The organism is Micromonospora sp. NPDC049529 (assembly GCF_055586685.1).
This window is the reverse complement of record NZ_JBVJHT010000007.1, coordinates 92,351-115,834: the sequence shown is the minus strand read 5'-3', so window position 1 is coordinate 115,834 and position 23,484 is coordinate 92,351. Positions and strand designations below refer to the sequence as shown.

22 protein-coding genes are annotated in these 23,484 nt (G+C 71.6%); 7 read left to right on the top strand and 15 right to left on the bottom strand.

Annotated features, from left to right (window positions below):
* Positions 1–104: 104 nt before the first annotated feature.
* From ACZ6QQ_RS13920 to ACZ6QQ_RS13905, 4 genes are all read right to left on the bottom strand, one after another.
* Entirely contained in the window at positions 105–1,430 is a 1,326-nt protein-coding gene (locus tag ACZ6QQ_RS13920) for an ABC transporter permease (RefSeq protein WP_465876425.1), read from the bottom strand.
* Positions 1,427–2,161, bottom strand: a complete 735-nt coding sequence (locus ACZ6QQ_RS13915; RefSeq protein ID WP_465876423.1) for an ABC transporter ATP-binding protein — start codon at positions 2,159–2,161, stop codon at positions 1,427–1,429. The genes ACZ6QQ_RS13920 and ACZ6QQ_RS13915 overlap by 4 nt, the downstream gene beginning before the upstream one ends.
* Entirely contained in the window at positions 2,158–3,051 is an 894-nt protein-coding gene (locus tag ACZ6QQ_RS13910; RefSeq protein ID WP_465876422.1) for an efflux RND transporter periplasmic adaptor subunit, read from the bottom strand. Before ACZ6QQ_RS13910 ends, ACZ6QQ_RS13915 begins: the two co-directional genes overlap by 4 nt.
* Before the next feature lie 447 nt (positions 3,052–3,498).
* Entirely contained in the window at positions 3,499–4,368 is an 870-nt protein-coding gene (locus ACZ6QQ_RS13905) for an SDR family NAD(P)-dependent oxidoreductase (protein ID WP_465876420.1), read from the bottom strand.
* 134 nt (positions 4,369–4,502) lie between these two features.
* Here ACZ6QQ_RS13905 and ACZ6QQ_RS13900 point away from each other — a divergent pair, with 134 nt between their 5' ends.
* The 3 genes from ACZ6QQ_RS13900 (at position 4,503) to ACZ6QQ_RS13890 (ending at position 7,204) form a co-directional block, all read left to right on the top strand.
* Positions 4,503–5,069 (top strand): TetR/AcrR family transcriptional regulator, encoded by a 567-nt coding sequence (locus tag ACZ6QQ_RS13900; RefSeq protein WP_465876418.1) that lies wholly within the window; start codon positions 4,503–4,505, stop codon positions 5,067–5,069.
* 105 nt (positions 5,070–5,174) lie between these two features.
* On the top strand, positions 5,175–5,975 hold the full coding sequence (locus tag ACZ6QQ_RS13895) for a class I SAM-dependent methyltransferase (protein WP_465876417.1): 801 nt from the start codon (positions 5,175–5,177) through the stop codon (positions 5,973–5,975).
* A gap of 65 nt (positions 5,976–6,040) precedes the next feature.
* Positions 6,041–7,204 carry an NADH-quinone oxidoreductase subunit D gene (locus tag ACZ6QQ_RS13890; RefSeq protein ID WP_465876415.1) on the top strand — a complete coding sequence of 388 codons (1,164 nt, stop codon included), beginning with the start codon at positions 6,041–6,043 and terminating at the stop codon, positions 7,202–7,204.
* 14 nt (positions 7,205–7,218) lie between these two features.
* Here ACZ6QQ_RS13890 and ACZ6QQ_RS13885 read toward each other — a convergent pair whose 3' ends face one another.
* The 4 genes from ACZ6QQ_RS13885 to ACZ6QQ_RS13870 form a co-directional block, all read right to left on the bottom strand.
* A complete protein-coding gene (locus ACZ6QQ_RS13885) occupies positions 7,219–9,180 on the bottom strand; it encodes a hypothetical protein (protein WP_465876413.1) in 1,962 nt (653 codons plus the stop codon).
* Positions 9,181–9,306: 126 nt separating this feature from the next.
* Entirely contained in the window at positions 9,307–10,311 is a 1,005-nt protein-coding gene (locus tag ACZ6QQ_RS13880) for a glycine betaine ABC transporter substrate-binding protein (RefSeq protein ID WP_465876412.1), read from the bottom strand.
* A 504-nt stretch (positions 10,312–10,815) separates the two neighbouring features.
* Positions 10,816–11,538 carry an ABC transporter permease gene (locus ACZ6QQ_RS13875; protein WP_465876410.1) on the bottom strand — a complete coding sequence of 241 codons (723 nt, stop codon included), beginning with the start codon at positions 11,536–11,538 and terminating at the stop codon, positions 10,816–10,818.
* On the bottom strand, positions 11,535–12,224 hold the full coding sequence (locus tag ACZ6QQ_RS13870) for an ABC transporter permease (RefSeq protein WP_465876409.1): 690 nt from the start codon (positions 12,222–12,224) through the stop codon (positions 11,535–11,537). The genes ACZ6QQ_RS13875 and ACZ6QQ_RS13870 overlap by 4 nt, the downstream gene beginning before the upstream one ends.
* Positions 12,225–12,334: 110 nt before the next feature.
* Between ACZ6QQ_RS13870 and ACZ6QQ_RS13865 the strand changes: the two genes are divergently transcribed.
* A complete protein-coding gene (locus tag ACZ6QQ_RS13865) occupies positions 12,335–13,297 on the top strand; it encodes an ABC transporter ATP-binding protein (RefSeq protein WP_465876793.1) in 963 nt (320 codons plus the stop codon).
* A gap of 171 nt (positions 13,298–13,468) precedes the next feature.
* On the opposite strand, the gene ACZ6QQ_RS13860 is transcribed toward ACZ6QQ_RS13865, so the two are convergent.
* From ACZ6QQ_RS13860 to folP, 7 genes are all read right to left on the bottom strand, one after another.
* Positions 13,469–13,951, bottom strand: a complete 483-nt coding sequence (locus ACZ6QQ_RS13860) for a hypothetical protein (protein WP_465876407.1) — start codon at positions 13,949–13,951, stop codon at positions 13,469–13,471.
* A gap of 165 nt (positions 13,952–14,116) precedes the next feature.
* Positions 14,117–14,431: a hypothetical protein gene (locus tag ACZ6QQ_RS13855; RefSeq protein ID WP_465876406.1), complete on the bottom strand. Its 315-nt coding sequence runs from the start codon at positions 14,429–14,431 to the stop codon at positions 14,117–14,119.
* Positions 14,432–14,507: 76 nt separating this feature from the next.
* Positions 14,508–15,920 carry an ABC transporter permease gene (locus ACZ6QQ_RS13850; RefSeq protein WP_465876404.1) on the bottom strand — a complete coding sequence of 471 codons (1,413 nt, stop codon included), beginning with the start codon at positions 15,918–15,920 and terminating at the stop codon, positions 14,508–14,510.
* Between the two features lie 183 nt (positions 15,921–16,103).
* Positions 16,104–16,571, bottom strand: a complete 468-nt coding sequence (locus ACZ6QQ_RS13845; RefSeq protein WP_465876792.1) for a DUF3180 domain-containing protein — start codon at positions 16,569–16,571, stop codon at positions 16,104–16,106.
* A 239-nt stretch (positions 16,572–16,810) separates the two neighbouring features.
* On the bottom strand, positions 16,811–17,335 hold the full coding sequence (gene folK, locus ACZ6QQ_RS13840) for a 2-amino-4-hydroxy-6-hydroxymethyldihydropteridine diphosphokinase (RefSeq protein ID WP_465876403.1): 525 nt from the start codon (positions 17,333–17,335) through the stop codon (positions 16,811–16,813).
* A gap of 3 nt (positions 17,336–17,338) precedes the next feature.
* Positions 17,339–17,698 (bottom strand): dihydroneopterin aldolase, encoded by a 360-nt coding sequence (folB, locus tag ACZ6QQ_RS13835; protein WP_465876402.1) that lies wholly within the window; start codon positions 17,696–17,698, stop codon positions 17,339–17,341.
* Positions 17,695–18,558, bottom strand: coding sequence for a dihydropteroate synthase (gene folP, locus ACZ6QQ_RS13830; protein ID WP_465876791.1), 864 nt, complete (start codon positions 18,556–18,558; stop codon positions 17,695–17,697). The genes folB and folP overlap by 4 nt, the downstream gene beginning before the upstream one ends.
* Before the next feature lie 483 nt (positions 18,559–19,041).
* Here folP and ACZ6QQ_RS13825 point away from each other — a divergent pair, with 483 nt between their 5' ends.
* The 3 genes from ACZ6QQ_RS13825 to ACZ6QQ_RS13815 all read left to right on the top strand — a co-directional run bounded on the left by ACZ6QQ_RS13825 (position 19,042) and on the right by ACZ6QQ_RS13815 (position 23,483).
* The gene (locus ACZ6QQ_RS13825) at positions 19,042–19,356 is read left to right on the top strand and encodes a hypothetical protein (protein WP_465876400.1); all 315 of its coding nucleotides are present in this window, start codon (positions 19,042–19,044) and stop codon (positions 19,354–19,356) included.
* 16 nt (positions 19,357–19,372) lie between these two features.
* Entirely contained in the window at positions 19,373–19,735 is a 363-nt protein-coding gene (locus ACZ6QQ_RS13820; RefSeq protein WP_329106283.1) for a hypothetical protein, read from the top strand.
* A gap of 127 nt (positions 19,736–19,862) precedes the next feature.
* A complete protein-coding gene (locus tag ACZ6QQ_RS13815) occupies positions 19,863–23,483 on the top strand; it encodes an ATP-binding protein (protein ID WP_465876399.1) in 3,621 nt (1,206 codons plus the stop codon).
* Position 23,484 lies beyond the last annotated feature (1 nt).

Sequence of the window (23,484 nt, the reverse complement as noted above, 5' to 3'; positions counted from 1 at the left end):
GCCATGATCGCGCCCGGCTGGCCACCGGGGCAGGGCGTACGGATATCCGACGCACCCGCCCGCCGACGTGCCCCGGCGGACCCGCGCAACGGCGCGACTCCCGCTCAGGCGCGCATCACGGTGGCGATCGGGATCCGGGCGGCCCGGATCGCCGGAATGAGCCCGCCGAGCAACCCGGCGACCAGGCCGGCGATCACTCCCGCCACCCCGGCCTGCCACGGGAAGACGAGATCGGCCAGGAACTGCTCCCGGTCGCCGAAAAGGGCGCTGACCGCGCTCAACCCGGCGGCCGACAACCCGATCGCGACGGCCGCCGTGAACAGCCCGGTCAGCAGGGTCTCCGCGAGCACGATCCCGGCCAGCAACGACCGTGGGGTGCCGACCGCCCGCCGGAGCGCGAACTCCTCGACCCGTTCGCCGACCGTCGCGAGCCCGACGTTCAGGATGCCGGCGACACCGATGAGCAGGACCAGTCCGGCCATGCCGAGGAAGATCCAGCGCATCAGCGCCAGTTCCTTGGCGATCTCCTTGCGGGCCTGGATCGTCTCGGCATGGATCTGCTCGGCGGGCATCCCGGTGGCCACCAGCCGGACCCGGAGCAACTGTTCGGCGTCGAGCGCCGTCGGTGCCAGCATGATCTGCAAGCCGGGCCCGAAGTTCCCGCTGCCGGTCGGCGTCGGCAACCAGTTGCCCAGTTCGTCCGCGCGACCGTACGCGGCCGGCTGTGGGTTGCCGTCGTCGACCACACCGATGATCCGGGGAGTCGGGTTGGCGGTCGCCCCGGTGATCCGCATCTCGGCCGGCACCCGGTTGCGGCTGAAGCCCTTGGCGGCTTCGAGGTTGACCACGAGCCCCGGCGACATCGACGGTGCGGTGGAGAACTCCAGCCAGTCACCGGCAACGAAGCGGAACGGCCGGAACTGGCGGATGTCGCCGGTCAGCGCGTTCAGGCTCAGCTCGATCGCGGCACCGGGGACCGGCGCGGGGCCGTTCTGTCCGTCCATCGGCACCGGCCAGCAGTTGCCGTTCTGGTCGCACTGCATCGAGTAGCTCGTAGCGCCGTAGCCGCCCGGCTGGTCGAACGGGGCTCCACCGGGGTTGATCGGGGTCACGTCCGGCTCGCCGATGATCGCCTGGAGGTTGATGATCGCGACCGCGTCCGGCCGACCATCGAGCGTGTCCCGGCTGACCTTGATCGCACTCGGCGAGCCTTGCAGGTACATCTGCCGGGTGCCGTCCTTGCCGGCGTGCAGTTCGAGGTCGGCCAACCGGGCGCTCTTGGCGGTCTCGGCACCGACCTGGACCACCACCACCGCCAGTACGCCGAGGAAGAGGCTGACCATCGAGAGCAGGGTGCGGGTCTTGCGGGCCCGGATGCCCTGACCACCGATGATCAGCGCGGACCGGAACCGCCCGGACAGCCGGATCACCGGTACACCGCCGGGACGGGCTCGACGGTGTCCGCCGCCGGTCTGGTGTCGACGGCCGGTTCGAGCAGGCCCTCGTTGAGGCGCAGAACCCGCTGCATCTTCCTGGCGTGGTCCCAGTCGTGGGTGACCAGGATCAGCCCGCAGCCCCGCTCCGTCGCGGCCCGCATCACCTCGATCACCAGGTTGCCGGTCTCGGTGTCCAGCGCCCCGGTGGGCTCGTCGGCCAGGAGCAGGCGCGGCTCGCGGACGAGCGCGCGGGCGACCGCGACCCGCTGCTGCTCGCCGCCGGAGAGCCGGGCCGGCCGGTGCTTGGCCAGGTGCGCGATGCCGACCTGGTCGAGCGCGGCCATCGTCCTGGCCTTCCGCTTCCGGCGCGACATCCAGCCCTGGCCGTTGACCAGCGCCATCGCCACGTTCTGCGCCGCCGTCAGATGTTTGAGCAGGAAGAACCGCTGGAACACGAAACCGAACTCGGCACTGCGCAGGGCCGCCGCCCGACGCTCGGAGAGCCGGGTGATGTCCCGGCCGCCGAACAGGTACTGCCCGCCGTCAGGCCGGTCGAAGAGCCCGATCAGGCTCAGCAGCGTGCTCTTGCCCGAACCGGAACGGCCGAGGATCGCCACGCTCTCACCCCGGTCGACGGTCAGGTCGGCACCGGCGAGAATCGTCCGTGGGGCCTGCTGTCCCTTGAGGGTCTTGGTGATGCCGTTGAGCTCCAGCAGCGCCGTCATTTGCCGACCATCGGCGCGTTGGGGTCGCCCTCGCCGGGTTTCGCCGCCGGCAGGTTGGGACCGGGTACGGCGACGGTCTCCGTACCGGCCAGACCGGACTTGATCTCCACGACCTTGCCGTCGCTGAGCCCCAGCACCACGTCCGTGGTCTGCCGTACGCCGTCCGGGCCGACGATGTCCACCTTGCCCTTGCCCTGCACCCCGGCGACCGCCTCGACCGGCAACGTCAGCACGTCGTCCGCCCGCTGGGTCACCACTTCGAGGGTGGCCGCCGCCCCGTTGATCAGCTTGACGTCGGCCGGGGCGGTGCAGACCACCCGCAGCCCGGTCGGCTCGGACGGCTCGGTGGGATTGCGCTCGTCGGGGCGTACCGGAATCGGCGGCGCGGCCGGCGCACCCGGCGCACCCGCCGGCGGCGCGGCGGGCGGCGCGGCCGGCGGATCCGGAATGGTGCCGGCGGGCAGCGCGGCAATGGTGCCGAGGACCTTGCACGGGAACGGTCCGGGGCCGTTCTTGATCTGGGCCTGAACCGTCGCGAGACCCTCGGAGATCTGGTACGCCTGGGCACCGTCCAGATCGGCGACGAGCCCGTAACCGATCATCTTCGCCGAGACGATCGGCATTCCGACCGTCACCGTGGAACGGTCGTCCACCAACCGACCCGCGAACACCGCTCCGGCCGGCACCTCGATCCGGTGTGCCTTGCCGGACACCCAGACACTCGCCACCCGGGTCGGCTTCGTCGGCGTGCTCTGCGGTGCCTTCACGTTCAGGTAACGCACCTGTCCCTGCACCGGCGCCACCAGCCCGAACACCGGATTGATGGTGACCTTTCCGGTGAGGCTGACCTTGTTGGCCAGGTCCTGTCGGGTGGGCTGCACCGTCGTCATCGTCGTGCCCCTGGCTTCGAGCCCCGGCGTCTGCGTTTCCGGCCCCGACTCGCTGCACCCGGCAGCGGCGGTCACCACCAGGGCGAGGACGCACGAACGGAGTAACAATTGCCTTCGCACCGGTGCCCCTATCTCGACTGCTTCAGGCGTACGACTGAAAGACGCGTGGTGACGGCGATAAGTTGCGGTGCACACGCAACTGTCCTTGATGGCCATCGAAGCTCGGCAAAGACTACCTTCGACGGTCGTTTCCCGATGCCCTGTCAGCCCGCTCTTCACAGGAAACGCACGGCTTGTGAACGCATTCGCAGCACGAGCACACCGGCGGTGACGGTGAACAACACCGCCGGCAACGGACCGGCCCGGGGCAGGCACCGAACCACCAGTGCGGCAATTCGGGTGACGTGAGCGCGTCGACGTCACCCGGCCGAGGTCACCGTGCGGAGGTCAGTGGGTCGAGGCCAGCGGGTCGATTTCGGTGGCGGTGACGTCGTCGTGGTCGGTGGAGACGCTGAGCGCGCGCCACTCGGCGTCGGCCTCGGCACGGAACTGCCGGGCCTGGTCGGCGTAGTTGACCGCGTCGGTGCCGAGCAGTAGCCGGACCGGGGGCCGGTCGAGGTCGGCGACGGTGAGCACCACCCGGGCGACCTTCGCCGGGTCGCCGGCCGCGTTACCGGTGCCGCTGCGGAGCAGCTGCGCGATGGCGCCGACGGTTTGCCGGTAGGGCTCGCTGACCGGCGGGATGGCCATCGACGAGCCGGCCCATTCCGTACGCATCCCTCCCGGCTCCAGCACGGTGACGTTGATGCCGAGCGGGCCGACCTCCTGGGCCAACCCCTCGGAGAATCCGCCGACCGCCCACTTCGCGGCCTGGTACGCGGACAGTCCGGGAGTGGCCATCCGGCCGCCGAGCGAGGAGACCTGGATGATGTGGCCGGAGCCCTGCGCCCGGAGCACGGGCAGCGCCGCCTTGGTGACGTTGACCACGCCGAACAGGTTGGTGTCGACCTGGGCGCGGAAGTCCTCGGCGGTGATGTCCTCGATCGAGGCGAGGTTGGCGTAGCCGGCATTGTTGACGACGACGTCGAGCCGGCCGAAGGTGTCGACCGCCACCCGTACGGCTGCCTCGGCGGCCTGCGCGTCGGTGACGTCGAGGGCCACCGGCCGGATCCGGTCGCCGTACCGGTCGACCAGGTCGGCCAGTTGTTCGGGCTGGCGGGCGGCGGCGACCAGATGGTGCCCGGCCCCGAGTACGGCTTCCGCGATGTGCCGGCCCAGGCCGCGTGCGCTGCCCGTGACCAGGAAGACTTTTGGCATGTTCTGTTACCCCTTGTCATGATCCCACGGATCGGTCCCGAACCATGGGCGGCCATGCGACTGACCAGTTAGTTGAAGTGAAGCACGGGCTCACGAGATCGTCAACTGGATGGTTAGTGAGCTAAGCTCCGATCATGGCGGGAGATGCGCAGGCGACCAGACAGCGCCTGCTGGACGCGGCGACGAAGGAGTTCTCCACGTACGGCATCGCCGGTGCGCGGGTCGACCGGATCGCCGCCGAGGCCCGCTCCAACAAGGCGCAGATCTACCACTACTTCGGCAGCAAGGACGGGCTGTTCGACGCGGTGTTCGGCGCCCTCGTCGTGAACACCGTCCGCGAGGTGCCGATCGACGCGACCGACCTGCCCGGCTATGCCGGTCGACTCTTCGACGGCTACGAGGCCAATCCCGAGATCATCCGGCTGGCCACCTGGTACCGCCTGGAACGGGCCGGGTCGCAGGCACCGCTGGAGCCGATCCTGGCCAGCAACCGGCACAAGATCGCAGAGATCGAACGGGCCCAGCAGGCGGGTCAGCTGACCACCCGCTATGCCGCCGTCGACCTGCTCGCCCTCGTGGTGCACCTGGCCGCACTCTGGACCGCCGTCACGCCCGAGTACGCCACCCTGCTCACCACCCACTCGCGGGCCCACCGCCGCAGGATCGTCACCGACGCGGTCACCACCCTGCTGGCCCCGTAACGTCGGACCCTGCGCCGTAGATCGGCAGCCTCGTCCGACCACGACCGCTGCTGCCCTGAGCAGAATCGATGTCCGGATCCGGGAACCGGCTGCCAGGCTGTGGCGATGACACCGGGGCTGGGCTTTAGCGGCGAAGTTGTCGACTTCTACCACCGCTACCGACGAGGCTATCCGTCCACGGTGATCGACGCCCTGGTGGCGGCGTTCGCGCTGACCCGTGACGACACCGTCATCGACCTCGGTTGCGGCACCGGCCAGCTGACCATCCCGATCGCCCACCGGGTACGCGCCGTGGTCGGCGTCGACCCGGAGCCGGACATGCTGACCCGGGCCCGATCCGCCGCTGCCGAACAGGGCGTCACCAACGCGACCTGGATGATCGGCACCGACGCCGACCTGCCCGCGTTGGGCCACCTGGTCGGCGCGGGCAGCCCGGCTGCGGTCACGATCGGCCAGGCACTGCACTGGATGCGCCCCGACGAGCTGTTCGGCACCCTGTTCCCGCTGCTACGCACCGGCGGCGGAGTGGCCGTGGTGACCAACGGATCGCCCCTGTGGCTCCAGGACGCCGAGTGGTCACGAGCCCTGCGCGGCTGGCTGGAGACGTGGCTGGACCGGGACCTCGACTACGCCTGCGGCACCGACGCCGACAGCCAACTCCGCTACCGGGAGGCGCTGACCACCGCCGGCTTCGACGTACGCGAAACCCACGTCGACTACGCCGCCGAACTGGACCTGGAACAGCTCGTCGGCGGCATCTACTCGGCACTGCCGGTCGACCAGTTGCCCCCGCCGGACCAGCGCCCCCGGTTCGCCGAACAGATCCGGCACGCCCTACGCCCCGACGAGCGTTTCGTGGAACACGTCCGCGTCACCCTGCTGACCGGCAGCAGGGCCCACCCGTAGCGGAACGCTGTCTGTGCCACCAAGACTGGCGGCCCGATCCCCCCGGACCGGTGGGGCGTGCCACGATGACGGGTATGACCACCGAAACCGGCGCCTTGCGGGAGCTGACCGTCGGCACCGGGGCGGGCCTCGACACCGCCGACATGGTGCTCAACATCGGACCGCAACACCCGTCGACGCACGGCGTACTCCGGCTCAAGCTGGTGCTCGACGGCGAACGCGTGGTCGCCTGCGAGCCGATCGTCGGCTACATGCACCGGGGCGCGGAGAAGCTGTTCGAGGTTCGCGACTACCGGCAGATCATCGTGCTGGCGAACCGCCACGACTGGCTGTCGGCGTTCGCCAACGAACTGGGCGTGGTGCTGGCGGTCGAGCGACTGATGGGCATCGAGGTGCCGGAGCGGGCGATCTGGCTGCGTACCGCCCTGGCCGAACTGAACCGGGTGCTCAACCATCTGATGTTCCTCGGGTCGTACCCGCTGGAGATCGGGGCGATCACACCGGTCTTCTACGCCTTCCGGGAGCGGGAGACCCTCCAGGCGGTGATGGAGGAGGCCTCCGGCGGCCGGATCCACTACATGTTCAACCGGGTCGGCGGGCTCAAGGAGGAGGTGCCGGCCGGCTGGACCGGGCGGGCCCGAGCCGCGATCGGCGAGGTACGCCGCCGCATGCCCGACCTGGACAACCTGATCCGGCGCAACGAGATCTTCCTGGCCCGTACGGTCGGGGTGGGTGTGCTCTCCGCCGCCGACGCGGCCGCGTTCGGTGCCTCCGGCCCGGTGGCCCGTGCCTCCGGCCTCGATCTGGACCTGCGCCGGGACGAGCCCTACCTGGCCTACGGGTCGCTCGACGTGCCCGTCGTCACCCGGACCGCCGGGGACTGTCACGCCCGGTTCGAGGTCCTGCTCGACCAGGTGTACGTCTCACTCGACCTCGCCGAACAGTGCCTCGACCAGGTCGACCGGATCAGCGGACCGGTCAACGTCCGGCTGCCCAAGGTGGTGAAGGCCCCCGAGGGGCACACCTACGCCTGGACCGAGAACCCGCTCGGCATCAACGGCTACTACCTGGTCTCGCGGGGCGAGAAGACCCCGTGGCGGATGAAGCTGCGGACCGCGTCGTACGCCAACGTGCAGGCGCTGGCCACCCTGCTCCCCGGTTGCCTGGTGCCGGACCTGATCGCCGTACTCGGGTCGATGTTCTTCGTGGTCGGGGACATCGACAAGTAGTTCCGCCGGCCGGCTCAGCGCCAGCGCGCCCCACCGGCGCGCGGGGTGTCGTCGTCGGGCGGATAGCCGTACGCCGGCTCCTCGGCACGACGACGGCCCGGACCGGCCGGGTCACGGCCGGGTTCGTCCCGGTTCCCGCGCCGGGCCGCCGACGACCCCGCGCCTCCGGCCGGCAGCGCCGGGGCTCCGCCCCACCGATCCTGGCCGCCACCCGCCCACGCCCCGGCATCCTGACCGGGCCAGTGCGCATCACCGGAGGCTCCCGGACCGGGCCAGTGCGCATCGCCGGAGGCTCCCGGACCCGGCCGGTAAGCATCACCGGAGACTCCTGGGCCCGGACGGTAAGCATCACCGGAGACTCCTGGGCCCGGACGGTAAGCATCACCGGAGGTTCCTGGGCCCGGACGGTGCGCGTCGTCGGAACGGGGCCACTCCCCGGCCCGGCGCCGCCCGCCCGGCGCCCGGTCGTCGGCGGCCCGATGCCCGGCGCCGCCCGGCTCGTCCGGCCGCACCCCAGCCTGCCGCGCATCGGCCTGCCGGAAATCCTCCCGGCGAGGATCGTCCCGCCGGGGGTCCGGCCGCCACGCCTGCCCCCGCTGGGGCTCGTCCCGGCGGGAATCCGCACGTCGGGGCTCATCCCGGCGCATGCTCGCCCAGCGGTCCTCCACCCGCAGCTCGGTGCCGGAATCGTCGGCCCGGACCGCTGCCCGCCGCTCGCCCATCCGCAGTTCGCTGCCCCGCTCGTCCCGGCGTACCGAGGCCCAACGGTCGCCCGCGCGGCCGGACCAGTGCGGGTCGCCCTCGTAACCGACGTCGTCCGGCTCCTCCGGCTCGTACCGGCCGCCGCCGCGCTGCCCCGCGCCGTCGCCACGGTCCTCCTGTGGCCACCGCTGCGACCAGGAGTCTCCGTCCGGTCCCGCCGCCCGCCGGCCCCGCACCGGTTGCTCGGCCCAGTCGTCCTCCCGGCCGTCGCCCCTCCCGCCGTGGACGTTGCCGGGCGGGTAGCCGGCATCGTCCCGGGCATAGCCGCCCCCTGACGAATACGCCGGACCGGAGCCGTAACCGGAGCCGCCGCCGTAGACACTGCCGGCCCCCGCGTCGTCACCGGGCGGGCCGACGATCGTCTGCCGGGTGGTGACCTTCACCGTCTCGGTGTGCCGGACCACGCCACCGGCCAGGTGCGGCCGATGCGGCGGCGGAACGGCTCCCGGCGGTATCGCCGCGCCCCGACCACCCCGGTCGCCGCCGTAGCCCGGTTCGGGCTCCCCGGCCGGGAACTGACCGCCGCCGTACTGCCGGTCGCCGTACTGGGTGGGGCCGCCGTACTGGGTGGGGCCGCGTTGGGGGCCGCCGTACGGGCCGGTGGCCTCGGGTCGTCGGTGGTCGGCCCGGCCGTAGTCACCCGGCTCAGGTCCCGGTTCGCGACCGGTCGGCCCGCTGGCAACCCGTTCGGGGGCGGGACGTGCCGGTGTGCCGTAGGTGCCGTCCCGGGCCGGCTCACGGTGGTCCGGCTCGACCGGACCACGGGCGGGACGCCCGGCCGCCGGGTGGGCCACGGCCGCCGGCTCCGGCACACCGGCCCGACCGGGTACGCCGTCCGTCCGCCCGTCGAGCTGCCGGCGCAGCGCCTCCACGTTCTGCTGCACCGCCTGCAACTGCTCGCCCACGGACTGGTGGGTGGCGCGCGCGGCGGTGCTGATGTCCTTGCGCAGGGTGCCGCGAAGCTCCTCGATCTCTTCGAGGAGGCTCTCCTCCAGATCCGAGCGTACGGTTTGCATGTCAGCACGGAGGGTGATTGACAGTCCAATCAGGACAACCGCCAGTACGGCCAGCACGGCGGCGATCCGCAACGGCCCGTTGCTCTGCCCGAACAGCAGCATCAGCGCAGCCAGCGGGGCCAGTCCGACGCCGACCCAGAACAGCACGGTCAGGAGTTGCCGGCGCTGCGGCTGCTCGGTGTCATCCCCGGCGGGCATGGCACTGGAGCCTACCCACAGTTGCCGAGTCCGGGGAGAGTGCCACTCACCCCGACCCGTACGCGACGCGGGGGCCGCCACCGCTGAGCGCGGCGCCGACCCCCACGGGCGGTTCGTACGGTTGGATCAACCGACGGCGAGTTCACCGTCGGAGGAGAGCACCAGACCCACACTGATCGAACCGGTCGTCAGCGCGGACTTGGTCTGCGGGCCACCGGCGTCCAGCGAGCTGAACGAACCGGCCTTGAAGTTGTAGACCTCGACCAACCCGGCCTGGCACTTCGGCCGCTGCGGGCACTCCGGCGGCCCACCGAGGATGGTGGCCGTACCGGAGCACTTGGCGGCCAGGTCCGACAGGGTCTTGAGCCCGTGCTGGTCGGCGAAGCCCTGGGTCACCGCGAAGGCGTTCTGGTCCTGGGCGGTGGAGGCGGCACCGAAGGTCAGACCGACCTTCTCACCGAGACCCTTCAGGTTCGTGACCGTCTGGGTCAGGTCGGAGGAGGCTACCGGGGTGGTGCTGCCCTGGTTGACCTTGCCGTTGAGGAAGGTGGCGAGGGTGGCGGCGTACTCCGGCACCACCTGGATCTCACCCTTCTCCAGCGCCGGCTCGTACAGTTCCCGGTTGCCGATCGTCTGGACCTTGACCTGGAATCCGGCCGCGGTCAGGGCGATCGAGTAGAGCTCACCGAGGGTCTGGTTCTCGCTGAAGTTGGCCACCCCGACCGTGATCGGTCCACCGGCACCCTTGGTGATCCCACTGGTGAGGTTGTTCGCGGCGGCGAATTCCTCGGCCGCCACCTTCGGGGTCTTCCGGTCGACGTCGACGGCCTTGTTCAACTGGATCAGCTTCGGCGTGTCGACGGCGGCGGAGACCTTGTCCAGCGCGGCGACCAGCTCCGGCGTGGCGGCCTTCGCGTTGATCGCCGGAATGATGTTGTCCGTATCCTGCAGTTTCTTGTCGTCCTCGAGAACCACCAGCTTCTTGCCGGCCACCGGTGCGCAACCGGCACCCGTCGCCGCTCCCTGTGGTGCCTCGGTCCCGGACGATCCCGATTCCCCGCATCCGGCGAGGAAAGTGGCCGCCGCGAGTGCGCCGACCGCTCCCACCGCCAGCCGTGTACGTGCGCGCATGACGCCCGCCTTCCGTGTCCCGGCGCGGCCCGAGGGCCGGCCGCGTGTCCGACGGACGATCTGACAAGGCGATCGCCCGCGACCTCCCACCCAACATCGTCGCGCACTCGCCGACAACTCGGGGGAGATGTCGTCACCGGATCGTCACACTGTTAGCCAGGCCCGATAACGGGTAAGCCGGGCACCGGAATCGGGCTGACCCGGAGGTCAGGATCGCCGGACGGGAAGGCTGGATCCCTGACTGGCACTCGGCGTACGGATCCGGGAGGGGCACGCCGGCGGGCCACCGTACGGCGCTCGCGCGGGCGGTTACGCGGCCCGGCGGACCCCGTCGGGCCGACCGCCCGGCGGTGGCCGGGATCACCTCGCCCAAACGGTGCGAGCAACGCCACTCGTGGATCCCCCACCCCCGCCGACGTCGGCGAACGTGGCGCGGTCAGTCCGACGCCCCTGAGCGTCGGCACTCGGGTCGACGCCCCTGAGCATCGGCACCCGGGGCGAGGCTCAGGAGCCGCCGACAGCGGCGGCGGCGCGGCGCTCGGCCCGCCGACTCCGGCGGCGCAGCGGACGCGGGGTGACCAGCCGCTCGACGCCGGCCAGGATCAGCTCCACCAGCACCGCGAGCAGCGCCACCAGCAGACCGCCGGCCAGGATCTGCCCCCCGCCGACCGCGATGCCGAGCCCGAACCCGGCGCTGATGATCTGCCCGAGGCCACCACCGTTGACGAACGAGGCGAGCGCCGCCGTGGCCACCACCTGCACCGCCGCCGTACGGAACCCGGCGGCGAGGTACGGCACCGCCAGCGGCAGTTCGACCCGCCGCAGCAGCTGTCCCCCGGACAGTCCCATCCCCCTGGCCGCGTCCCGGGTCTGCGGGTCGACCTCCCGCACCCCCGTGTACGCGTTCGCCAGCAGCGGTGGCACGGCGAACACCGCCAGCGCCACGATCACCGGGCGTTGGCCGAAGCCCAGGGCGGTCAGCGGCAGGATGGTCAGCAGCGCGATCGTCGGGATGGCCAGCGTCACGTTCGAGATCAGCAACACGAAGCCGCCGCCCCGGCCGATGTGCCCGAGCCAGAGCCCGATCGGCCACGCGACCAGGCAGCCGAGCGCGACCGCCGCCGTCGAGATGGTCAGGTGCTCGCCCAGCCGGTCCAGGACACCGCCGGGGTTGGTCCAGTTCAGCGGGTCGTTGAGCCAGACCACGGCCTGTTCGAGCGCGTTCATCGGGCCCTCCCCCGGACGATCCACGGTGTCAGCAGCTTGCCGATGCCGGCAAGGATCAGGTCGAGCACCAGGGCCAGGACCACGCAGAGCACGGTGCCGGTGAAGATCTCGGCCTTGAAGAAGTTGTTCCGGAAGCCACCGAGGATGAGCTGACCGAGCCCGCCGTGCCCGACCAGCACGCCGACCGTGACCAGCGCCACGGTGGAGACGGTCGCCAGCCGTAGCCCGGTGAGGATGCCGGGCAGGGCCAGCGGCAGGTCGATCCGGAGCAGGCGGCCGAGCCGGCCGTACCCCATGCCCTCGGCGGCGTCGCGTACCTCGGTCGGGACCTGGTTGAGCCCGGCGAGCGTGTTTCTGATGATCAGCAACAGGGCGTAGAGAACAAGACCGACCAGAACCGTCGTGGTGCCGATGCCGAGCACCGGTGCGAGGAAAGCGAAGAGCGCGAGCGAGGGAACCGTGTAGAGAATCCCGGACAGTGCGAGAATCGGGCCGGCGAGAGCACGGAACCAGTACGCCGCGACCGCGAGCGGTATCGCAATCAGTGCGGCGAGTAACACCGCCTGCGCGGTCAGGCTCGCGTGTTCTCGCAGTGCGGCAAGAATGGTGTCAGAGTTGTCCCGCACGTACTGCCAGGAGAACCACGGATTGCCCGGGGCTTCCCGGTAGAGCAGGTGGAAGGACATAGGTGAACGCTACCCCGAAGGACGATTCCACGGCGTCGCACCGCAGCGCGTCGGACGGCTCGCCCCGTACCGGCAGGACACCGGTCGGCGGGTCGGCGAGTGCCGCGTCGATCCGACTGGAGGGGGTCCGCAAGCAGTACCCGGACGGGACCGTGGCGGTCAACGCACTCGACCTGACGGTGCCCGCCGGGGAGCTGGTGGTGCTGATCGGGCCGTCCGGCTGCGGCAAGTCCACCGTCCTGCGCATGATCAACCGGCTGATCGAGCCGTCCGGTGGGCGGGTCCTGCTCGACGACGAGGACGTCACCCGGGCCGACCCGGTCGAGCTCCGCCGCCGGATCGGGTACGTGATCCAGAACGTCGGACTCTTTCCACATCAGACGGTGCAGGCCAACGTCGGCACCGTACCGCGCCTGCTGGGCTGGTCCCGGGCCCGGATCCGGAGCCGCTCCGACGAGTTGCTCGAACTGGTCGGGCTCGACCCGAGCAAGTTCGGCCGGCGCTACCCGCACGAACTCTCCGGTGGTCAGCGCCAGCGGGTCGGGGTGGCCCGCGCCCTGGCCGCCGACCCGGTGGTACTGCTGATGGACGAGCCGTTCTCGGCGGTGGACCCGATCGCCCGCGCCCGACTCCAAGAGGAGTTCCTCCGGCTCCAGGCCGAGGTACACAAGACCATCGTGCTGGTCACCCACGACCTGGACGAGGCGGTCCGGCTCGGCGACCGGATCGCGATCCTCTCCCAGGGCGGCCGACTGGAGCAGTACGCCGCACCGGCCACCCTGCTCGGCGAGCCGGCCTCGCCGTTCGTCCGGGAGTTCGTCGGCGCCGACCGGGGCATCCGCCGCCTCGCCGTCACGCCGATCACCCGCGACCTGCTCAAACCACCGCCGAGCGGACCGGCCGACACCTCACTGCCCCGGGTGGCGCTCGGCTCGTCGCTCTACGACGCGCTGGCCACCCTGCTCGTCACCAACGCCGACGAAACCTGGGTGACCGAGAACAACACCCCCGTCGGCCTCCTCAGCCGCCACCGAATCCTCAGCATCGACTACCCCGCCGACCCCATCACCTAACCCACCCCCTCTCCCACCCCTCTCTCCCCCCGCGCCGCCCGCGCCCCCGCCAGGGCGCAGGCGTGGCCTCATGTAGAGAAAGAGTGGCTATCCCCGCCGGAATTTCCACTCTTTCTCTACAACAGCGCGAACGGCCGACGGGAGGGGTGGGGACGCACGGGGCGATGGGGGCTAGCGGCGGGCGCCGAGGGTGGCGAGGCCGATGATCCAGCCGGTGAAGAGGCCGTAGGCGGCTCCTTCGCCGGCTGCGCGGAAGGCGCCGAGCAGCGTCGGGTCAGCCTGGATCAGCGTGGTGAGCAGCGCCGCGAAGGCACCGGCGAAGACGTACGCCGACCAGCCGGCGAACAGCTGGCTGAGCGTGCCCCGCGCTCGGGCGAGTTGCGAGCCGGGCAGCAGATAGAGGAAGAGCGCGGTGAGTACGACGACCAGGATCGCCCTGAGGTCGGCGGCGATGACGTTCTGCACCGAGTCGTCGGAGTCGAACCGCCAGGCCGGCCAGGAGAGCAGCCGCAGGAACCAGCCGCCCGCCGTGTTCGGATCGGTGTTGTCCCCGGCCCAGTCGACGTACCAGGGGCTGCCGAAGATCAGGACCAGGATGAGCGCGGCCACGGTGCCCGCACCCGTTGCGGATCTGTAGCGATTGGTGAGAGCCATGGCGCGTTAGTTCCCAACGCGCTCCGGCGGACAAACCTGAGCCTGACTCACCCGATGATGCCCAGCCCGATGATAGGCATCAAGGCGAAAATCACGCCACGATAAGCAGATGTCCGAAAGACCGGATATCCGGCAGGTGCCGGCATTCAGTGGCGATACTGCCGGTCAGTGCTTCAGCAGGTAGTCGATGAAAGCGGCCCGGAGCAACGGTTCGGTGTCGGGTTCCGCGTACCCGTGTCCGGTGAGCTGCCGCCAGAGCGCCACCGCCTCGTCCACCGTCGGGCCGACCGAGTTGGGCGAGCCGTCCAGGACCGTGGCCTCGTCGGCGTTCGGCAGGTGGCGCAGCACCGACCAGAAGAAGGCGACATCGAGCCGCTCTCGGGCACGGGCGAACGCCCGCTCCCGCAACTCCTCAGTGGACAGCGCATCGAGCTGCGCGAACGCGGATCCGTTCCGGGCACCGGCTGACGATTCGGTCATAGCGCCGAGCCTAACCGGCTCCCGTCCGGGCGGCACCCGGAGTACCCAGGTGACGCGCCGACCACCCCGGCCTGGATCAGCGGTCGGAGCCCCAGCGGTCGTTGCCCCACGGGTCCGTACGCCCGGCCGGCGGCTGCTCCGGCAGCACGGAGGACCACTCCGGTCGCTGCGGGGGCTCCTCGCTCCAGTTCGGTGCCGGCGGTGGCGGGCCGGACCGGGCGGTCTCCGGCTGCCACTGCTCCTCCACCTCACCACCGGCCGAACGGGGCCGCCCGAACGTCTCCACCAGCCGGGTCACGACCAGCCCGGCGGCCACCGTGACGGCGGCGGTGGCGGCGAGCGCGATATTCCAGTTCGCCTGGTTCTCGTACGCGAGGAAGAGCGTGAGTGCGGTGACCGCGAACAGGGTGCCGAAGACGCCGCCCCGGCGGCCGTACGCGCTGGTGCCGCCGACCAGTGCGGCGCCGATCGCCAACCCGGACCACTCCAGCCCGGAGGTCGGCGCCACCCGTCCGGTTCCGTCTGCGGCCAGCAGCACACCGGCCAGGGCCGCCGCGACCATCGAGATGACGATCGACAGCATGGTGATGGTGGCGGCCACCCCGCCGCGACGGCGGGCCGGGTCACCGACCGGTCGGAACCGGCCGACCGAGCGGCGTACCGCTTTGATCATGCCCAGCAGGCCGCCCAGCAGCGCCAGCGCGGCGAAGCCGCCGAACAGGTAGAGGGCGTGCCGGGTCGGGTCGTAGTTCCCTTGGACGTCGACCGGGCCGGACCGCTGCTGGATGAAGACCAGCACCCCGAGCGCGACCGCCAGGCTGGCCCCCCAACCCGGCACGTGGAAGCCCACCACCAGCAACGCGATCACCAGGCCGGCGGCGGCCGCGAACAGCACCGCCGGGATCATGACGGCGATGACCCCCCGGTCCCCGTTCTCGGCGAAGTGCAGGGCCGCCGCGACGGCGACCGGGCCGACGGCGAGGTTCGGCGCCCCGGCGCGCAGCGTCAGACCGGCGCCGAGGGTCAGCGCGCCGATCGCCGCCCCGTCGACCAGCAGCCGGTCCAGCGCGGCCCCGCGCAGCAGGTCCGGGTCCGCCCGGTAGAGCGCGTACGCCAGCAGGCCCCCGACCAGCAGCAGCACGAACTCCCAGCCGAAGTGCACACCCAACCGGTCACGGCCGGGCTCGCCGTGTGCCGGGTCGTCGAAAACATGGTCGAGTACGGCCGGCGACACACTCTGTCGGGGCGCGGTCATCGGCTCCGGGGCGGCGGAGAACTCGGCCGTCGCCGATCCCCGGCGGTAGCCACCGGAGTACGTGTCGGGCGGGTAGTCGTCGGCCGGGTAACCGGTGGAGTGGCCGGGCTGGTATCCGGCGGTCTGGCGGGAAGCGGGATCGTCGGAGTAGTCGTACTCGCCGTACCACGGGTCGTCGCGCTGACCCGGTCCGGTCGGCTCGTGCCGCCGATAGATCGACTCGTCGTACGCCATATCGCACGCCTCCCGCGGTCGTCGTGCCGACCATCCCCAGCCCCGCGACGGTCGCCGGGGCCGAACCGGTCACAGCGCCGGACCCGACCCGACGGAAAATCGAGTTTCCACCGGTCGCAGGCACGCTACTCGGATCCGGCACCGGCGTCACCCCCTGCGCCGGCGACGATCCACGCCGTCCCGTCAGGGCTCGCGGTCGGTGTTTTCCCGCTCGTCGTCGGGGCGCTTCGGCACCCGGCAGGCCCGTTCCAGCAGGAGGGCCGCCACGACCAGTCCCAGGGACGCGACCAGCCCGGCGGTGGCCGCCGGGATGTCGTTCCCCGCCGCCCGGGTCGGCTCGACCAGCAGCCAGGCGTCGACTCCGGCGTAGAACCCGGCGAAGATGGCCGCGGCCATCGAGGACGCCTTGGCCAGTACGACGTAACGCGCCACGGTGAGCGGGTCGACCGGGTCCCGGCCGGGCCGGCGGTTGATCCGCAGGCGGGTGTCGATCGCGGCGTAGCCCTCCAGCACCGCGAGCGCCGCGATGGTCGCCGGCGGCAGCCACGGCAGCGGCGGGATGTCACTGTAGAACAGACTGATCAGGAGCCAGGCCAGGGCGGCGGCGGCCAGCGCGGCGACCACCAGGGTGGAAATCCGGGTCGGGCCCATCCGGGGACGCTCGTCCGTCGGCCCGCGCGGCGGGGACTGCCGCTCGGTCATGCCGTCTCCTCGCTGCGCTCGTCGTCGTCATGACCTGAACGGCTGAGCCGACCGGTGACCTCGCTCCGCTCAGTCATGCCGTCTCCTCGCTGCGCTCGTCGTCGTCATGACCTGAACGGCTGAGCCGACCGGTGACCTCGCTCCGCTCAGTCACGGCGTCTCCTCGCTCCACAGGACTCGTCAACTTGTCACATCGACTCTAACTGGAGATCCGGTCGGGGGCGCACGTCCAGCACGTCGGTCGCGACGGGTTCGGTGTTCATCACGTCGGTCAGCCAGCCGTGGCCGGGGAGCTTGCCGTACGGCTGGATGTCGATCCACGGGCGTAACACGAACGCCCGCAGGTGTGCCCGTGGGTGCGGCAGGGTCAGTTCCGGATCGTCGCTGTGCACCGGCTCACCGTCCCCGGTCCAGACTCCGATCACGTCCACGTCCAGGCTGCGCGGCCCGTACGGCCGGTCCGGGTCGCGGGTCCGGCCGGCCGCGTCCTCGATCGCGCGGGTCCGGTCGAGCCAGTCCCGTGGCCCCGCCGCCGGGTCCGCGGCGAGCAGCGCCGCGTTGAGGTACGCCGGCTGGTCCGGGTCGCCCCACGGCGGCGTCTCGTAGACCCCGGAAACCACCAGCAGTACGTCCTGGAGCGCGGCGACGGCCGAGCGCAGGTGCCCGAGCCGGTCGCCGAGGTTGCTGCCGAGTGAGAGCACCACCTGGGTCACGGGTTACCTCCGCCTGGTCAGGGTGACGGCCACGTCCGCGAACTCGTGCGGGATGGGCGCCTGTGGTTTGTGCACGGTCACCGTGGCCGAGGCGACCCGTGGGTCGGCGAGGCAGGCGGCGGCGAGCCGCTCGGCGAGCGTCTCGATCAGGTTGACCGGTTCGCCGCCGACGATGGCGACCAGCGCCCCGGCCAGTTCCCCGTAGTGCACGGTGTCGGTCACGTCGTCCGAGCGGGCGGCCGGGGCGAGGTCGAGTTCCAGCACCACGTCGACGACGAAGTCCTGCCCCTGGGCCCGTTCGAAGTCGAAGACGCCGTGGTGGCCCCGGGCGCGCAGGCCGGTCAGTTCGATCCGGTCGGTCATCGCAGCGGCTCCGCATCGGATCGGACGGCTTCCGGATTGGCCGGCGCGGCTACCGGGCCGACCAGGCGCGGGCGGCCGCTGGCCTGCCAGACGGCGAGCGCGTCGGTGGTGCCGCGTACGTCGTGCACGCGTACCCCCCAGGCGCCGGCGGCGACGGCGAGAACGCTGGTGGCGATGGTGGCGGCGGCGCGCTCGTCGGTCGGGCGTGGGCTGCCGTCGGGGCCGGCGAGCAGCGCACCGAGGTACGACTTGCGGCTGGCGGCGAAGAGGACCGGGTAGCCGAGCGCCAGCAGCTCGGGCAGCCGGGCGGTGAGCTGCCAGTTGTCGGCCGGCCGTTTGGCGAAGCCGAGGCCGGGGTCGATCACTATCCGGTCGGCGGCCACCCCGGCGGCCAGCGCGTCGGCGATCCGTTGTCCCAGCTCGTCCCGTACGTCGGTCACCACGTCGGTGTAGTTGGCCAGGTCACGCATCTGCTTGGCGTGCCCGCGCCAGTGCATCAGCACCCAGGGGCAGCCGGCGGCGGCGACGACCTTGACCATGTCCGGGTCGGCCAGGCCGCCGGAGACGTCGTTGACCACCGTCACGCCGGCCTCCAGCGCCGCCGCCGCCACGCTGGCCCGGTAGGTGTCGATGCTCATCGGTACGCCGTGTGCCGCCAGTTCGCGGATGACCGGCAGTACCCGGGCGGCCTCGGTCTCGGCGTCGACCCGGTCGGCGCCGGGCCGGGTGGACTCGCCGCCGACGTCGATCAGCCGGGCACCGTCGCGGTACATCCGCAGGCCGTGTCGTACGGCCGCGTCGAGGTCGGCGTAGCGGCCACCGTCGGAGAACGAGTCGGGGGTGACGTTGAGGACCCCCATCACGACCGGTCGGTCCGTACGCAACAGGTCGTCCGCGCCGGACGGGTCGACGCCGATGCTCGGGGCGGGGTCGGGGGCGGTCGGGGTCTCCGCCGAGGGCGGGGCCGGCCGCCGGCCGGGAGGTTCGGCGGGGCCGGGAGCCAACTCAGTCACGGCTAGACGTTACCCACCGGCACTTGGCGTACCGCGCTCCACCTGGGCAGCTGGTGGTCAACTAGACCGGACATCCGAGCCGTAACGGTGACACTCCACTTGGCTTGTTCCAAGCAGGCACGGGCCGTACCCTTTGGAATTGCGCAACAGCCGGACGTCGAAGCTTGAGGAGATGGGCCGAAGCGGACCAAAACGCCCAGAAACCGTCACCGCTCGCGGTGAAGGTCGAGACAGAGGGTCAACCCGGCACCGCATGGCCGACCCCCTGGATCGGCCGGGTTCGACAACTGGAGTGCGGCGACTCGGGTCGCCACACCGGGGAGGATTCCGATGGTCGCCATGGAGCTGGCGGAGACGGCGTGGGCCAGCAGCGCGCACGCGTTCCAAACGGTTGCCGCCGTGCTCGCCGCCGAGCCGGCACCCAAGGGCATCAACACCGAAGGCATGGTCCAGTTCTTCGCGAGCAAGATCGCGCCGATCCTGCTCGCCGTGCTCGGAGTGATCTTCATCGGTCGGGCCAGCCGGGGTGAGATCTCGAAGGTACTGACCAGTTCGGCCATCGCCATCGTCGGCCTGGCCTTCATCGCCGGTGCCGCCACGCTGTTCTTCGTCGGCGAATACCTGATCGAACTGATCTTCGAGTAGACCGCGGAGCATCCAGATGCGGCTGCGTACCGACGACGACATCTACCGAGCCCGTCTGGTCTATCTCGGGCCGCCCGGCTACACCCTGCCGGTGCACCTGCCCTACGCCCAGTACGGCCTGTTCATGCTGCTGGTGCCGCTCTACATCTTCATCCACTGGCTGTTCACCCTGAAGGTCGAGCTCTTTCCGGCCTGGGAAATCGCACTCGCGATCGTCACCACGTCCTTCATCTTCCGGCACGTCGACCCGGACCGGCCCGCCCGCATGGTCATCCGCACCGCGCTGACCGACTGGCGGCGTACCCGTGAGCCGGCCACGGAGCAGCGCGATCCCCGGCTGATCGCGACCCGGATCCGGATCCGGGAGGACCTGGCATGAGTAGGCAGCGGACGAGCGTAAGGCTCGGGGTGGCGGCCGGACCGGCCGTGTGGAACGAATCGAGGCGGCGCGTGGACATCTGGTCGAGGCCTGTGACGGGAGCTTTCCGGTTGGGCGAGGCAACGGCATGACCCGCCCCGCCACGCCGGGTTCCGCTCACCCGGCCGACGGTCCGGCCGGCCCCAGAGGTAACGGTACGCGACCGATCAGCTACGCCGAGCCTGATCTTGACGAGAACGAGACCGTCAACGACGCGCTCGTCAGCACCCCCGGAAACGGTGGCGTCGCGGTCTTCCAGGCGCCCCAGCCGGCCCGGGGGCGACCGGCCGCGCCGGCCACCCCGAGCGCGGCTCCGCCACCGGCCGACGGACCCGACATCGACTCGCCGTTCCTCGACCTGTTCGGCGGCGCGCTGCCGGTCCCGCCGCCACCCCGGCCCACCCCCGCGCCGGCCCTACCACCCGCCGGTCCACCGCAGCCGCCGATCGCACCGCACCAGGGGCCACCACCCCGTCCGGCCGGCACCCGGCCCACACCCGGCCGCCCCGTCACCAACCAGCCCGAACCGCACCGGACGGCCCCGGACGCCATCGCCCCGGCGGACCCCGATTGGGCGGCGCACCCGGCGGAACTGCCCTCCTGGGAACCCGACGATCTGCCCGAGCCGACCCCACGACCCCGTACGCCGGAGACGGCCGTACCCGCGATCGACCCCGCCCGCCGACGGATCGCCACCGGCCCACCCACCCAGCGGGCCGTCACCTCGGCCGGCGCGGGCACCCGTCGACGCATTCCCGAGCAGTCGGCCCACCCGGTGACGGTTCCCGAGGCCCCGCACCCGCAGTCGCCCGGCGATCCGTACGCCGACGACCAGTGGGACGCCGTCCGTGGCGCCGAGGCACCGACCGCCCGCAGCGGAGTCCGCCCGGCCGACACCGGCACCGGCGCCCCCGGACCCGAACGCCCCGCCGACACCGGCTTCCGGCAGAGCCGCCCCGACCCCCAGCAGGCCCCGGACCCACGGCAGGCCCAGGCCGAGCAGCCGCCACCGGAGGACGAGCCCCGTGGGCGGCGGGACGGCACCGGGTCACGCCGGGGCCGGGAGCGCTCCGGATCGGGCGAGCGGACCGGCCGGTCGCGGCGCCGCGAATCCGAACCGAACCCGACCCAGGTACGCCCACCGAAGGTCAAGTTCACCGACCGCGATCCGGCGATCGAACTCGCCATCACCGAGATCGCCGGTCACCTGACCTTCACCCCGAACACGGTGACCGCCTGGTACTGGCTGCCCGAGGTGCGCTGGGCGTTCCGCCCCGACGCCGAACGGGAAGCGCTGCTCGCCGCCATCTCCGAGCAGTACGCCGGCCTCGCCGGGTTCCGGCTGCACCTGCGCCGGACCACCCGCCCGTTCCCGGCCGACGAGTGGGCCCGGACCGTCGACGCGCACACCCCGAACCCGCTCGCCGCCGTGGCCGGTGCGGCGAGCTGGTCGGATCACCTGGTCGCCGCCCAGCGGCACCTGCTCTCGGTGAACCACGCCGAGGGTCAGACCTATCTCGGCGTCACCTTCGCCCGCCGCTCGCTCGGCAACTCGCTCACCGAACGGGTTCTGCGCACCTTCGGCCGGGGGGTGGCCGACGGGGAGCGGCGCAAGCTCGGTCGTACCGTCGAGCAGTTCGACGAGGTGCTCGGCGCGTTCGGCATGCGTGGCCGGCGGGTCACCGCCACCGAGCTGGAGTGGCTGCTCTACCGCTCGGTCGCCCTCTGCATGGCCCCGCCGGGCACCCTGTCGCCGGTCACCAACGGCCAGTGGGAACGTGGCGACCTGCTCGCCCTGACCGAACAGGTCGAGCGCTACCGCAGCCCGTACGGCTCCACGGTGAAGCTGGTCAACCGGATGACCGGCGAGGAGCGGCACGTGGCGGTGCTCGCCGTCGGCCGGATGGAACCGCTGGAGATCCCCGAGCGGCACGAGCCGTGGCTGCACTTCCACGAACGGCTACCGTGGCCGATGGAGCTCTCCACCCGGATCGACATCCTCGGCTCCGGTGACTCGTTCCGTAACCTCGAACACCGGCTCCGGATGATCCGGTCGCAGCAGCTCGACTACGCCGAGCACGGCATCGACGCGCCGCCGGAGTTGGAGCGGCTCGCCAAGCGCGCGCTGATCATCGGCGACGAGATGACCACCGGCCTGCCGGTCGACTCGGCCCGCGCGCACGGCTGGCACCGGATCGCGGTCGGCGGGCGTACCCGGGAGGAATGCCTCGAACGGGCCCGGCGGTTGATCCAGCTCTACTCGCGGGAGCTGCGCATCTCGCTGCAACACCCGAAGAACCAGGACTGGCTGGCCCGCGAGTTCATCCCCGGCGAACCGATCGCCAACACCGGCTACATCCGGCGGATGCCGGTCAACCTGCTGGCCGCCGCGCTGCCCCAGGCCGCGTCGACGGTCGGCGACCGCCGGGGCGACCTGATCGGGCGTACGGCGGGAACCTGTCGCCGGCCGGTCTTCCTCGACCTGCACTTCCCGATGGAGGTACGCGAACGCTCCGGGCTGGGGGTCTTCGTCGCCGAGCCAGGTGGTGGCAAGTCGACTCTGCTCGGGGCCCTGGGTTACCTGGCCGCCCGGCGCGGGGTGCAGGTGACCCTGCTCGACCCGTCCGGCCCGCTGGCCCGGCTCTGCGCCATGCCGGAGCTGCGGCCGTACTCGCGGGTGCTGAACCTGACCGGGTCGGAGCAGGGGACGCTGGCGCCGTACGCGCTGATCCCGACGCCGCTGCGGTCGGAGTTCCCGACCGGGGCCGGCGGTGACCGGGAGTTCGAGATCGCCATCTCCAACTCCCGCGCCGAGCGCCGGATGCTGGTGCAGGACATCTGCATGATGCTGGTGCCGCCGCAGGTCGCCCGCGAGGCGTCCACCGCCACCCTGCTGCGGCACGCCGTACGCCAGGTGCCGGCGGAGGAGACGTCCACCCTGGACGACGTGGTCGCCTGCCTGGCCACGCTCGACAACGACGAGGGCAAGGAGCTGGCGAACCTCCTGCTCGACACCGCCGAGATGCCGTTGGCGCTGCTCTTCTTCGGCCGACCGCCGGCCGGGCTGCTCGGCGCCGACGCCGCGCTCACCGTGATCACGATGGCCGGGCTGCGGCTGCCCGACCTGAAGATCGAGCGCGAGTACTGGTCGGCCGAGGAGGCGCTCGCGCTGCCGATGCTGCACACCGCGCACCGGCTCGCGGTCCGCCGCTGCTACGGCGGCTCGATGTCGTCGCGGAAGATGGTCGGGCTGGACGAGGCGCACTTCATGGAGGGCTGGCGCTCCGGCCGGTCGTTCCTGGTCCGGCTCGCCCGCGACTCCCGCAAGTGGAACCTGGCCGCCCTGGTGGCGTCGCAGAACCCGCGCGACATCCTCGGGTTGGACGTGCAGAACCTGGTGTCGACGGTGTTCGTGGGCCGGATCGCCGAGGACACCGAAATCGCCTCCGAGGCGTTGCGCCTGCTCCGGGTGCCGGTCAACGACGGCTACGAGGCCACCCTCGCCTCGCTGTCCAGTGTGGACGCCTCGTCGGCCGCCCGGCTCGGCTTCCGCGAGTTCGTGATGCGGGACGTCGACGGACGGGTGCAGAAGATCCGGGTCGACGTGTCGTACGTCGAGGGCCTGCTCGACCATCTGGACACCACTCCGGCGAGCGCGGCCTCGACTCCGGCCAACCTCCCCATCCCCCTCGCGGACCTGGAGGCTTGAC

Excerpts from the sequence above, each read along its gene's own strand:
- ACZ6QQ_RS13815 (WP_465876399.1), top strand. The coding sequence starts at position 19,863 with ATGACCCGCCCCGCCACGCCGGGTTCCGCTCACCCGGCCGACGGTCCG.
- folB (WP_465876402.1), bottom strand. The coding sequence starts at position 17,698 with ATGACCGACCGGATCGAACTGACCGGCCTGCGCGCCCGGGGCCACCAC.
- ACZ6QQ_RS13915 (WP_465876423.1), bottom strand. The coding sequence starts at position 2,161 with ATGACGGCGCTGCTGGAGCTCAACGGCATCACCAAGACCCTCAAGGGA.
- ACZ6QQ_RS13880 (WP_465876412.1), bottom strand. The coding sequence starts at position 10,311 with ATGCGCGCACGTACACGGCTGGCGGTGGGAGCGGTCGGCGCACTCGCG.
- folP (WP_465876791.1), bottom strand. The coding sequence starts at position 18,558 with ATGGGGGTCCTCAACGTCACCCCCGACTCGTTCTCCGACGGTGGCCGC.
- ACZ6QQ_RS13850 (WP_465876404.1), bottom strand. The coding sequence starts at position 15,920 with ATGGCGTACGACGAGTCGATCTATCGGCGGCACGAGCCGACCGGACCG.
- ACZ6QQ_RS13820 (WP_329106283.1), top strand. The coding sequence starts at position 19,373 with ATGCGGCTGCGTACCGACGACGACATCTACCGAGCCCGTCTGGTCTAT.
- ACZ6QQ_RS13885 (WP_465876413.1), bottom strand. The coding sequence starts at position 9,180 with ATGCCCGCCGGGGATGACACCGAGCAGCCGCAGCGCCGGCAACTCCTG.
- ACZ6QQ_RS13875 (WP_465876410.1), bottom strand. The coding sequence starts at position 11,538 with ATGAACGCGCTCGAACAGGCCGTGGTCTGGCTCAACGACCCGCTGAAC.
- ACZ6QQ_RS13845 (WP_465876792.1), bottom strand. The coding sequence starts at position 16,571 with ATGGGCCCGACCCGGATTTCCACCCTGGTGGTCGCCGCGCTGGCCGCC.
- ACZ6QQ_RS13870 (WP_465876409.1), bottom strand. The coding sequence starts at position 12,224 with ATGTCCTTCCACCTGCTCTACCGGGAAGCCCCGGGCAATCCGTGGTTC.
- ACZ6QQ_RS13900 (WP_465876418.1), top strand. The coding sequence starts at position 4,503 with ATGGCGGGAGATGCGCAGGCGACCAGACAGCGCCTGCTGGACGCGGCG.
- ACZ6QQ_RS13890 (WP_465876415.1), top strand. The coding sequence starts at position 6,041 with ATGACGGGTATGACCACCGAAACCGGCGCCTTGCGGGAGCTGACCGTC.
- ACZ6QQ_RS13825 (WP_465876400.1), top strand. The coding sequence starts at position 19,042 with ATGGTCGCCATGGAGCTGGCGGAGACGGCGTGGGCCAGCAGCGCGCAC.
- ACZ6QQ_RS13855 (WP_465876406.1), bottom strand. The coding sequence starts at position 14,431 with ATGACCGAATCGTCAGCCGGTGCCCGGAACGGATCCGCGTTCGCGCAG.
- ACZ6QQ_RS13910 (WP_465876422.1), bottom strand. The coding sequence starts at position 3,051 with ATGACGACGGTGCAGCCCACCCGACAGGACCTGGCCAACAAGGTCAGC.
- ACZ6QQ_RS13860 (WP_465876407.1), bottom strand. The coding sequence starts at position 13,951 with ATGGCTCTCACCAATCGCTACAGATCCGCAACGGGTGCGGGCACCGTG.
- ACZ6QQ_RS13905 (WP_465876420.1), bottom strand. The coding sequence starts at position 4,368 with ATGCCAAAAGTCTTCCTGGTCACGGGCAGCGCACGCGGCCTGGGCCGG.
- ACZ6QQ_RS13895 (WP_465876417.1), top strand. The coding sequence starts at position 5,175 with ATGACACCGGGGCTGGGCTTTAGCGGCGAAGTTGTCGACTTCTACCAC.